We start from the raw sequence: 12248 nt of genomic DNA, 5'->3' as shown, positions 1-12248 counted from the left end.
GCAGGCGGGCTGTTTATTTATCTTTCACACGTGTAATCGGAATGTCTTTTAACAGTTTCATAATGACATGACCACCCATGATCAGTCCAGCCACAGATGGAACAAAAGCATTGGATGATGGCGGCATTTGTGCCTTACGAATTTTCGCTTCATCATTTCCCACTTCTTTTCTCACATCTTCACGAATGACAATCGGACTTTCATCAGAGAAAATAACTTCAATTCCCTTACGAATGCCTTCCTTCCGCAGGCGTGTTCTAACGACTTTCGCAATTGGGTCTGTATGTGTTTTCGAGATGTCATCAATTTTAAAACGTGTCGGATCTGTTTTATTTGCAGCACCCATACTCGAAATAATGTTCACATCGCGTTTCAGGCACTCTTTCATTAAATGAATTTTATAATGAATTGTATCTGATGCATCAATGACATAATCAAGTGGATACTCAAAGAATTGTTCATATGTTTCTTCTGTATAGAACATTTTGAGCGCAACAACTTCACATTCTGGGTTAATGTCAGCAATTCTTGCCTGCATTAAGTCAACTTTAGGCTGACCAACCGTTGATAGCAAAGCTGGCAGCTGCCTATTTACATTTGTAATATCAATATCATCTTTATCAACAAGAACAATACGGCCAACACCTGAACGAGCAAGGGCTTCTACTGCAAAAGAACCTACGCCGCCTACTCCAAGCACTGCAACTGTACTGTTTTTTAATATATTTAAGCCTTCCTTGCCAATGGCAAGCTCGTTTCTTGAAAACTGATGTAACAAGTGCCTCACTCCACCTTTATTTAAAATGAATCGAAAGAATCATATCATATTCAGCGTTCTCCGTCATCCTTCTCAAATAGAAAAAAACACAAAAAAGTCCCGATCACGCCGCCAGCTTCTCCTTCGTTTTGAACCCCGCACCATGCAGGTGGGTGCTTTCTTCCTCACTTTATAAGTCCTCAGAAGAGGCATTTATGCAGAAAGGAAAGGCAAGCTCCCGTAGAAAAAAATGTTCGGTCAAAACTAGGTAACCACCGTACGTATCAGGACTTTATTTATTGGTTGATGAAAGCATATCATAGGCATGTCCCTTTTTCAAGCGTTTACATGCCTATAAACATGCGCCTATTTTACTGTTTTACTTTTGTTTTAATAGCCAAACTCAGTTCATCTAGCTGCGCTGCGCTTACAGTGCCAGGAGCATCTGTGAGAACACAGCTTGCACTTGCCGTTTTCGGAAACGCAATGGTATCTCTTAGGTTAGATCGGCCGGCAAGCAGCATCACTAAGCGGTCAAGTCCAAGCGCAATTCCGCCGTGCGGAGGCACACCATGCTCAAATGCATCAAGAAGGAAGCCGAACTGATCGTACGCTTCTTCTTTAGAAAAGCCAAGTAAACCAAACATTTTCTCTTGAATGTCCTTTTCAAAAATACGAATAGAACCTCCGCCAAGCTCATAGCCGTTCAGCACAAGATCATACGCTTGAGCTTTCATATCTTCTGGACTTGTTTCAATTAATTCAAGATCATCCCGAACTGGCATTGTGAAAGGATGATGGGCAGCATAGAAGCGGCCTTCTTCTTCATCCTTTTCAAGCAGCGGCCAGTCGACTACCCATAAGAAATTGAAGACAGACTCATCGATGAGTTTAAGCTCTTTGCCAAGTTTTAAACGAAGTGCGCCAAGCGCATCATGGACAACAGACGTTTTGTCAGCGACAAAAAGTAAAAGGTCGCCTTCTTCAACTTGAAGCTGTTCTTTTAATTCTGCTTGTTTTGACTCATCAAAGAATTTAGCGATTGGTCCTTTTAACTCTGTCCCTTCAGCTTTTAGCCAAGCGAGACCTTTTGCACCATAGTTCGCTGCAAATGCACCAAGTGCATCGATGTCTTTTCTTGAGTAGTTTGCTGCAGCCCCTTTGACATTAATCGCTTTGACAGCTCCGCCATTGTTTACAGCACCGCTGAAGACTTTGAAATCTGAGTCTTTTACCGTATCTGAAATGTTGACAAGCTTCATGTCAAATCGGGTATCCGGCTTGTCAGAACCATAGGAATTCATCGCTTCATCGTACGTCATACGAGGTAATGGCAATGTCAGGTTAACACCTTTGACATCTTTCATCACCTTTGCCATCATCTCTTCAGCAAGCGTCATGATGTCTTCTTGGCTCATAAAGGACATTTCAATATCGACTTGTGTAAATTCCGGCTGACGGTCAGCACGCAAGTCTTCATCTCTAAAGCAGCGAGCGATTTGATAGTAGCGGTCCATCCCAGACACCATGAGCAATTGCTTAAATAATTGCGGAGACTGCGGCAGCGCATAGAATTCTCCTTCGTGTACACGGCTTGGCACAAGATAGTCACGCGCACCTTCTGGCGTACTTTTTGTTAAAATTGGCGTTTCAATGTCTAGAAAGCCGTGATCATCTAAGAAATGGCGGAATGCTTTTGTGACTTCATGTCGCATTTTCATCGTTTCAAACATCGCAGGACGGCGAAGATCTAGGTAGCGGTATTTTAAGCGCACATCTTCTGATACCTCATCTGCTTGATCAGAAATCACAAATGGAGGCGTCTTGGCTTCATTTAAAACAGTGACTGTGTCGACTTGAATTTCAATTTTGCCTGTTTTTAAATTTGGGTTGATCGTGGCTTCTTCTCTTGCGACCACTGTCCCTTTAATATCAAGGACATATTCATTCCGAATCGATTCTGCTGTCTCAAGAGCCTCTTTTGATTGGTCTGGATGAAAGACAACTTGCACAATGCCTGTACGATCACGCAGGTCAATAAAGATTAATCCGCCAAGGTCACGACGTTTTTGTACCCATCCTTTTAATACAACGGTTTGACCGATTTGGTCTTCTGTTACTTCTCCACAATAAAAAGTTCTACCAAACACAAACATTCCACTCCTTCTTTACGCTTTCTGGTGGGCTTTCATCATTTGAATCAGCTCATCAAGCTTCACTTCAATTTGTTCACCCGTTGTCGTATCTTTTACGTTTACAATTTGCTGCGCTAGCTCATCTTCACCAAGAACTGCAATAAACTTGGCTTTCAAGCGGTCTGCCGCTTTAAATTGTGCTTTTAGCTTTTTCCCTGTATAGTCCATTTCACTTGAAATGCCTTCTTTTCTTAGGCGATTCAATAAGCCAACAGCATAATCTTTTGCTTGATCTCCTAATGCCGCAATATATAAATCAATGCCGTCTTGAACAGGAAGCTCGATCTTCTCTGCATCAATCGCTGATAGGAAACGTTCAATACTCATCGCAAAGCCGATACCTGGTGATTCAGGACCGCCAATTCCTTCAACAAGTCCATCATAACGGCCGCCGCCGGCTAATGTTGTGATCGCGCCAAAGCCTTCTGCATTACTCATGATCTCAAAGGCAGTGTGATTGTAATAATCAAGACCGCGCACTAAGTTCGGATCGACGACATATTCAATGCCTAGATCGGTTAAGTATTGTTTTACTTTTTCAAAATAAGTCCGTGATTCTTCATTTAAGTAATCTTGAATGGATGGTGCCGTTGCCATCAGTTCGTGATCGCGGTCCTTTTTACAATCAAGAATACGCAATGGATTTTGATGTAAACGAATTTGGCAGTCGTGACAGAATTCATCAATTCTTGGTTCAAAGTGCTCGACAAGTGCTTGACGGTAATCTGCACGGCTTTCTTTGTCACCAAGGCTGTTAATGACGAGTTTTAAGTTGGAAAGACCCGCTTTCTCATACACACTCATCGCTAATGAAATGACCTCTGCATCAATGGCAGGATCTTTTGAACCGATCGCTTCAATTCCGAATTGATAAAATTGACGATATCTTCCCGTTTGCGGACGCTCATAGCGGAACATTGGTCCAATGTAGTACAGCTTTGTAGGCTGTGCAGGCTGTGCAAACAGTTTATTTTCAACATAAGAACGGACAGTCGAAGCTGTTCCTTCTGGGCGAAGTGTGATGCTACGTCCTTTTTTGTCTTCAAATGTGTACATCTCTTTTTGAACGATATCTGTTGACTCGCCTACTCCTCGTGCAAACAGTTCCGTATGCTCAAAAATCGGTGTGCGGATTTCTTTGTATTGAAAGGCTGCACATGTATCTCTCGCAATTTGTTCAACATACTGCCAGCGTTCTGATTCTCCCGGTAAAATATCCTGTGTGCCTCTTGGAATATTAAAACTCATTTTTCGTCCTCCTACGACCATCATTCATTTTTTATGTGGACATATAAAAAACCCCCGCCTCTACTATGTGTATAGTAGGGACGAGAGTTATACCCGTGGTGCCACCCTAGTTGGAACATGATCTAGCCATGTTCCCGCTCAAATCCTTAACGCAGATTCACGTTCTCCGCCTAATGACTCATTTTTTGAGTGTTCAGCAGGAAACCTACAGAGTGTTCTTTCGTGATAAATGCCATGCGGATTCGCTTTCAGCCTAAGGCGATTCCTCTCTGCTCACGCAATTTACCCTACTATTCTCTATCATCAGTTCCACATTTTAAATTTTCAAGTGTGTTGATTTATATTATAATAAGGTCGGTGCTGCCACTCTGTCAACCCTTGCCGTGTCTCTTTTTCTTTTCCAGCTCTTCTTTTGACGTGCATCCGTATTCAGATGCCGTTTCTTCAAGGAAGCCTGGTTGATCCATTTCGTCGTGCTGCCAGCGGTCGATATCACGATGTCCATTATATTGCACTCGTCCTAATTTTCTGCTTAATCTCATGTTTGTACATCCTTTTATCACATTTTTATTTAGTATAAACAGATTGATTCAATTTTATTAGGGAAACTGCAAGGAATTCATCCATTACATAACGAATTAACATTCATCGGTTTTACAAGGGAGGGGAAAACACCGTTTTGAATCTGAAAACACACCATCACATGATGTTGCTGCTCACCTGTTTTGTCCTCATTGCCAACACTTGGCCAATGACACATGCGACGGCTCAAACAGATCAAGCTGTCGTTGCAACAGATGAAATCAATGTGCGAACCGGACCTGGTTTAAGCTACGGGATCGCAGCAGTTGTGAAACGAGGAGAAAGCTACCCGATTCTCACTGAACAAGGAGAATGGGTACAGATCGGTCTATCGAACGGACAAAAAGGCTGGGTCGTCTCATGGCTGATTACCAAGTCATCTGATGCACAAAAGCCTGCTAAGCAAAAGACGCAAGGTCAAAGTACGCAAGGAAGCAGTTCAATTACGTCAACAGCCTCTGACCTTCGCATTCGGACAGGCCCAGGGACTTCCTATCAAGTCATTGGCACTTTCCCGCAGGGCGCTTCCGCTAAAAAGCTGGACACAAGCGGCGAATGGACAAAAATATCGTACAAACAAGCGGAAGGCTGGGTCCACTCTGATTATATTTCTGGCGGACAAAACGCTTCTTCATCCAGTTCAGCTGAGCCCGCTCGTTCTAAACAGTCCGGCACAGTTGGCGTATCAAGCTTGAATGTTCGAAAATCGGCGGCACCAAACGCACAAGTGGCCGCTTCACTTTCCCGCAACACTCAAGTCACCATTTTACGGGAGCAAAATGGCTGGTATGAAATCGAAGCAAAAGGCGTTAAAGGCTGGGTTGCAAGTTATTATATTGTCTCAAACCAAGGAACAAGTGCAGCACCTGAAAAGAATTCATCCTCTTCGTCATCTCATCAGAAAGCGTACATCGTTTATGATGGAACGAATATTAGAAAAAGCGCTTCTACCTCTGCTGGAATTGCAGAAAGAGCAACAAAAGGAGCTGCTTATCAAATTGTTCGTACGCAAGGTGACTGGTACGAGGTGACATTATCAAACGGCGGAACAGGCTACGTGGCGAGCTGGGTCGTTCAAACAAAGAAAAATAGCAGCGAAGCACCAAGACCTCAGCAGGATTCATCGTCTGGCACTGGATCTTTAAAAGGCAAAACAATTGTTCTTGATCCTGGGCATGGCGGAAAAGACAGCGGCACGATCGGCGCAGACGGTGCATTTGAAAAGAATATCACGATCAAAACCGCTCATTTGCTGGCGGGTAAGTTAAGAGCTTCTGGAGCAAATGTCTATTTAACAAGAAGTGATGATACATTCATCAGCCTTCAATCGAGGGTTGCCACTTCACATTACCGAAATGCAGATGCATTTATTAGTCTTCATTATGATAGTTTTATGGACCCAAGTATCAGAGGGAGCACCGCATATTATTATCAGGCATCCAAAGATCAACGTCTGGCGACAAGCGTTCATACGGAAGTCGCAAAACGATCACAGATCCCTGATAAAGGAGTCAAATTTGGAGATTATTTTGTTTTAAGAGAAAACAAGCGCCCTTCCCTTTTATATGAACTCGGCTATTTAAGCAATCCTCAAGAAGAAGCGATCATTTATAGCGCCTCTTACCAAGAACGAGTGACAGAAGGAATGACAGAAGGATTAAAACAATATTTCCGATAGAAAAAAGAGGCCGCGCGCCTCTTTTTTGTTTGATCGCAAAAGAAAAAGACTCTAAACAAACTCTCAGCAAGAGTTTATCTACAGTCTAATGTCTTTCTATTCTTTGCTGTCCATCAACATGGTGACAGGCCCCGAATTGGTCAATGAGACGTCCATCATCGCCCCAAAACGTCCAGTTTCAACATGGATGCCTTTTTCTCTAAGCGTTTCATTGAAGCATTCGTAAAGTGAATTCGCCATATCCGGTTTGGCAGCTTTCATAAAGTTCGGCCGTCTGCCTTTTCTCGTATCACCGTAAAGGGTAAATTGAGACACAGACAGTACACTTCCTTTTACATCTAACAAAGAATGATTCATTTTCCCGTTTTCATCTTCAAAAATACGCAAGTGTGCGAGCTTTTCAGCTAAGTAATGCACATCTTCTTCTGTGTCTTCATGTGTAACCCCAACGAGCACCATATAGCCTTCATTGATGGCACCTGTGATCTCTTCTTCTACTTTCACAGATGCACTCGTCACACGCTGAACAACAAGCCTCATAGACGATATACTTCCTTTCTAATTCATAAATCGGCGAACAGAGTAAATGTCTTTGATTTGTTTGATGCGTTCTACCACTTTGTGCAAATGGTTAATATTTTGGATAAAGATCGCCATATGGATCGTCGCCACTTTGTTACGATCAGACTTACCAGAAACCGACGAGATGTTCGTTTTGGTTTCGTTGACTGCTTGAAGCACCTCATTAAGTAAGCCGCGTCTGTCATATCCTAATATTTCGATTTCCACATTGTATTCTTTACGGTTTCGAGCAGGCTGTTCATGCTCCCACTCAACCGGGATTAACCGTTCCTGCGCTTCTCCTGTCTTCACGTTCGGACAGTCATCACGGTGAACAGATACGCCACGGCCTTTTGTAATAAAGCCAACAATGCTATCACCAGGAACAGGATTACAACACTTAGATAAACGGACAAGCAAGTTATCAATGCCTTTCACTCGCACGCCAGCTTCCCGTTTTTTCCCGTGATATGGTTTTGACTCTACAGACACTTCTTGAACGGTTTTCTCTTGTTCTTCCTGATCTCTTTGTTTTCTTTCTTTTTCCGTTAAACGATTGGCGACTTGGAGTGCCGTAATTCCGTTATAACCGACAGCTGCATACATGTCCTCTTCATTTGAGAAATTAAACTTATCGGCCACTTTTTGCAGATTTTCAGCGGTCAAGATGTCTTTAACATCGAACTCAAGGTTTTTGATTTCTTTCTCCACAAGTTCTCGGCCTTTTTCGACATTTTCTTCACGGCGCTGTTTCTTGAAAAACTGTCTGATCTTGTGCTTCGCTTGGGAGGTTTGGGCAAGTTTGACCCAATCCTGGCTTGGTCCATAGCTATGCTTAGATGTCAGAATTTCAATAATGTCACCTGTTTTTAGCTTATGATCAAGTGTGACCATTTTACCGTTGACTTTGGCTCCGATTGTTTTATTCCCAATTTCCGAATGAATCCGGTATGAGAAATCAATTGGTACGGAACCAGACGGTAGCTCGATGACGTCTCCTTTTGGTGTAAATACAAACACCATATCAGAGAAAAGATCAATTTTTAACGATTCCATAAATTCTTCCGCATCTGTGGATTCATTTTGGAATTCAAGGATTTCTCTAAACCAAGACAGCTTCTTCTGGAAAACGGCTTCTTCCGTCGATTCTGCTGACTCTTTGCCTTCTTTATACGCCCAGTGTGCGGCAATTCCGTATTCAGCAATTTCGTGCATTTCCACTGTACGAATCTGAACTTCAAGCGGGTCCCCTTTTGGACCAATCACCGTTGTATGAAGAGACTGATACATGTTCGGCTTTGGCATCGCAATATAATCCTTAAATCTGCCTGGCATCGGCTTCCAGCATGTATGAATAATACCAAGTACCGCATAGCAGTCTTTAATGCTGTCAACCAAAATACGTACAGCCAGCAAATCATATATTTCATTAAATTGCTTATTTTGCATGACCATTTTTCGATAAATACTATAAATATGTTTCGGTCTGCCGGAGAATTCAGCCTTAATGTTCACCTCAGACACGCGGTCTTTTACTTCATTGACAACCTCGTCCAAGTATTCCTCACGTTCCGCTCGTTTGCGCTTCATGAGATTCACAATCCGGTAGTATTGCTGCGGATTTAAATAGCGGAGGGCTGTATCTTCAAGCTCCCACTTAATCTTTGAAATCCCTAATCTGTGCGCAAGCGGTGCAAAGATTTCAAGGGTTTCATTTGAAATTCTTCGCTGCTTTTCCTGCGGAAGGTGTTTGAGTGTTCTCATATTGTGAAGACGGTCTGCCAGCTTAATTAAGATGACGCGAATATCCTGCGCCATTGCAACAAACATTTTACGATGGTTTTCAGCCTGTTGTTCTTCTTGTGATTTATATTTAATCTTTCCGAGCTTTGTCACACCATCAACAAGCATGGCTACTTCTTCGTTAAAATGCTCTTTTAAATCTTCTAATGTCACATCCGTGTCTTCGACAACATCATGCAAGAAGCCGCCAGCAATGGTCGAAGGGTCCATTTCAAGATCAACAAGAATTCCCGCCACTTGAATAGGATGGATAATATAGGGCTCACCGGATTTCCGGTATTGCTCCTTGTGAGCATTTTCAGCATATTCGTATGCACGCTCTATAAATTGAATATGTTCAGCGGACAGGTATTCTCTTGCCTTATCAATGACCTGCTGCGCCGTTAAAACTTGTTCGTTCGCCATGGAATCACCTTTTTAAATGAAAACTGTATTGTAGTTTATTATCAAGAAAAATTCGATAGATGTAAAGAGAAGAAGTCCGCTAAAAGATTTTTGATAGGAAAAAAGCACCCTTCTTACTGAGTGCTTTTTGCGTAAAACTCCATTAGTATTGCATTAACGTCAAGATGTCGTAACCGTCAAGCTTCTTTCTGCCATCAAGATACGTCAGCTCAATTAAAAATGCAATCCCTGCCACAACGCCGCCTAATTCCTCAACCAGCTTGATGGATGCTTCAATCGTTCCACCTGTCGCAAGCAAATCATCTGTGATCAGTACACGCTGACCAGGACGAATTGCATCTTTATGAATCGTTAATACATCTTTACCGTATTCCAAACCGTAATCGACTTTGATGACTTCACGAGGAAGCTTTCCTTCTTTACGAACGGGGGCAAAACCTACACCAAGTGCGTATGCTACAGGGCAGCCAATAATGAATCCACGCGCTTCAGGTCCAACAATGAGATCAATGTCTCTTTCCTTCGCGTATTCAACGATTTGATCCGTTGCATAACGGTACACTTCGCCTTTATCCATTAACGTTGTAATATCTTTAAATTGTACACCTTCCTTTGGGTAGTCAGGTACAACTGTCACATATTGTTTTAAATCCATCTTTTCCTTTTCCTCCTCGTACGTCAAAGCACAGGTGAGACTTCGCTCATCATGCTATTCAGCCATTCCTTCAGCTCTTTGGCTGAGGAATATGTTAGTGTTTGATCGAGTTCCATCAATCGTTGTTTTGCTGTATAAGACGATGATGCGGTTAAATCTTTTTTAGGGGCATCACGCACTATTGACAGCACACCATTCTCTATTTTAACAAAACCGAGTTCAAAAAACACCTTTGTCATAAAAATGATTGTATCTTTTGTCCAACCTCTATGTTTGGCAAGCTCCATGCCTTGTTCTTTAATAGGAAAACTTCCCCGTTTGAACAAGAACCCATAAAACCATTTGAATTGATCACGGCTCGGGAATGAGGACATAAAGTGATCTTCTTTCCGCTGAAACACCGTATAAATTCTTGCTGGTTGTTGATTTTCTAAAAGCAGCTTGAGCAAGTGTTCATCGGCAGGAACATCGGCAAAGATCACATACTTTTCCTGCACATCAAACGTGGATACATTTTCTGCATCAATAAGGTGAATCGGAATATCCACCAGCTCCGATTGCTTTTTTGTTTCTTCGTCAAAACAGAAGACCATCGTTTTTGCTGGATCAAGTGTTGATACTTTCTTTTCCCAATCTTTTTTCCCGCGTAAATCAAACAGCTGCCATTCATCGACTCTAGCGTCTTTTAGCATGAGCTGAGGTTTCTTTCGGTTATTCCATTCATTAATCGAGACCTCGCCAACGACAGAGATTTGACTCCCTGGGACAAGTTCTTCTTTTAGTTTGCCTTGGTGAAAACCGACACAGTCGAGCAGCTTGTCTTCGTCTTTTAGTGACATTTTAATGTGATTTTGATTGGCCCCGATCGTTCGGATGTCTTCAAGCTGGGCGTCTTCAATCATAATGAACGGCTTAGGATTCTGCATGCCAAACGGGGACAGCAGTCCCACTTCTTCAATGGCTTGCACCGTCATTTCGTCCACTTTACATACTGCATCGACCCGTTGAATTGGAATAAAATCTTCTTCAGTCAACGTTTCATTTGCATATTGATTCAATCTTTCCCTAAGTAAAGGAACATCATCCGCTTGAAGTGTCATTCCTGCTGCCATCGGGTGTCCACCGAAATGCGGCAGGATGTCACGGCACTTGCTCAAATGGAAAAATAAATCAAAGCCAGGAATACTTCGGGCTGACCCTTTCGCCATCTGCGTTTCTTCCTCTATTCCAAGCACAATAGCCGGACGAGAAAATGTATCCGTCAATTTTGAGGCAACAATGCCGACAACGCCTGGATTCCAGCCAGCTTTTGCTACGACGATAGCAGACTGGTCAGCACCTGTCTCTTCGACCATTTGAATGGCTTCTTCCGTGATCGTACTCACAATTTTCTGCCGTTCTTTGTTCAATTCTTGTACAAAACGAGCGAGTTCTTCTGCTTCATCCATATCCTCAGTCATGAGAAGATGAACAGCCGGATCTGCCTGCTCAATTCGTCCAACAGCATTCAGCCTTGGCGCAATTTGAAAGCCGACCGTTTCCTCATTTGCTTCTTCAAGAGTGGCGCCTGCCTCTTTTAATAACGCTTTTAACCCAGGCCGTCTAGATTGACGAAGCTGCATCAGACCTTTTTTGGCAATCCATCTATTTTCATCATGCAGCGGGACAAGATCCGCAATTGTACCGATTGCAGCAAGATCTAATAATTCTACTGGGAGTTTACCGAGGAGTGCATGCGCCACTTTAAACGCAACACCGACACCCGCCAGCTCTTTAAATGGATACTCACACCCAGGCTGCTTAGGATGTACAATCGCAAGTGCCTCAGGCAGTTCCTCGCTTGGTTCATGGTGATCTGTGATGATCAGGTCTAATCCTATTTCTTTTGCAATACGTGCTTCATTTACAGCAGCGATCCCTGTATCCACGGTGATGACAAGCGATGCTCCTTGCTCTTTGATATATCGGAAAGCCTGTTCGTTTGGCCCATATCCTTCTTTAAATCGATCTGGAATATAAAAGTCTACCTTCGCAGATCGTTCTTTAAGTGTATGTAAAAGTACAGAAGTACTTGTCACACCATCTGCATCATAATCTCCGAAGATCACAATCGATTCCTGCTCTTCGATCGCTTTGTTGATGCGCTCTACTGCTTCTTTCATTCCTTTTAATAAGAATGGATCATGAAATTCGGCTTTTTGATCAAATAAAAAAGACCTCGCTTCTTCTACTTCTTCGAGTCCTCTTTGTACAAGAAGTGATGCAGTCAGCGCTGAAATATTCAGATTTTCAGAGAGTGATTTCACTTTTTCTTCGCTAGGATGTTCATATTCCCAACGCATTTTGGATAATAACATAAATTCA

Annotated in this window: 9 protein-coding genes, 1 other RNA gene and 1 other annotated feature; of the genes, 1 reads left to right on the top strand and 9 read right to left on the bottom strand. The window is 42.7% G+C overall.

Translation table 11 applies throughout. From position 1 onward, the window contains the following. Positions 1–13 precede the first annotated feature (13 nt). From KFQ09_RS16430 to KFQ09_RS16410, 5 genes are all read right to left on the bottom strand, one after another. Positions 14–778 carry a tRNA threonylcarbamoyladenosine dehydratase gene (locus tag KFQ09_RS16430; RefSeq protein WP_008342718.1) on the bottom strand — a complete coding sequence of 255 codons (765 nt, stop codon included), beginning with the start codon at positions 776–778 and terminating at the stop codon, positions 14–16. Between the two features lie 92 nt (positions 779–870). After that, positions 871–1051, bottom strand: a non-coding RNA gene (ssrS, locus tag KFQ09_RS16425) — 6S RNA. A 77-nt stretch (positions 1052–1128) separates the two neighbouring features. Then, positions 1129–2907, bottom strand: a complete 1779-nt coding sequence (gene aspS / locus KFQ09_RS16420) for an aspartate--tRNA ligase (protein WP_046344996.1) — start codon at positions 2905–2907, stop codon at positions 1129–1131. A gap of 18 nt (positions 2908–2925) precedes the next feature. Beyond that, positions 2926–4200, bottom strand: a complete 1275-nt coding sequence (gene hisS, locus KFQ09_RS16415; protein WP_008342721.1) for a histidine--tRNA ligase — start codon at positions 4198–4200, stop codon at positions 2926–2928. Positions 4201–4273: 73 nt separating this feature from the next. Continuing rightward, positions 4274–4513, bottom strand: a binding site (T-box leader). Positions 4514–4571: 58 nt separating this feature from the next. Beyond that, positions 4572–4742, bottom strand: coding sequence for a YrzK family protein (locus tag KFQ09_RS16410; RefSeq protein ID WP_003216250.1), 171 nt, complete (start codon positions 4740–4742; stop codon positions 4572–4574). A gap of 137 nt (positions 4743–4879) precedes the next feature. Between KFQ09_RS16410 and KFQ09_RS16405 the strand changes: the two genes are divergently transcribed. After that, entirely contained in the window at positions 4880–6460 is a 1581-nt protein-coding gene (locus tag KFQ09_RS16405) for an N-acetylmuramoyl-L-alanine amidase family protein (RefSeq protein WP_251210937.1), read from the top strand. Positions 6461–6556: 96 nt separating this feature from the next. Here the strand turns inward: KFQ09_RS16405 and dtd are convergent, their stop codons facing one another. From dtd to recJ, 4 genes are all read right to left on the bottom strand, one after another. Beyond that, entirely contained in the window at positions 6557–7000 is a 444-nt protein-coding gene (dtd, locus tag KFQ09_RS16400) for a D-aminoacyl-tRNA deacylase (protein WP_017358114.1), read from the bottom strand. 18 nt (positions 7001–7018) lie between these two features. Then, positions 7019–9229, bottom strand: a complete 2211-nt coding sequence (locus KFQ09_RS16395; protein WP_008342726.1) for a RelA/SpoT family protein — start codon at positions 9227–9229, stop codon at positions 7019–7021. Between the two features lie 142 nt (positions 9230–9371). Next, positions 9372–9884, bottom strand: a complete 513-nt coding sequence (locus KFQ09_RS16390) for an adenine phosphoribosyltransferase (RefSeq protein WP_008342729.1) — start codon at positions 9882–9884, stop codon at positions 9372–9374. A 23-nt stretch (positions 9885–9907) separates the two neighbouring features. Beyond that, on the bottom strand, positions 9908–12241 hold the full coding sequence (gene recJ / locus KFQ09_RS16385; protein ID WP_255835824.1) for a single-stranded-DNA-specific exonuclease RecJ: 2334 nt from the start codon (positions 12239–12241) through the stop codon (positions 9908–9910). Positions 12242–12248 lie beyond the last annotated feature (7 nt).

It is taken from the genome of Bacillus sp. FS02 (genome assembly GCF_024398395.1).
GTDB lineage: Bacteria > Bacillota > Bacilli > Bacillales > Bacillaceae > Bacillus > Bacillus altitudinis.
Note: the sequence above shows the minus strand (reverse complement) of the source record. Positions and strands in the feature narration are given on the sequence as shown.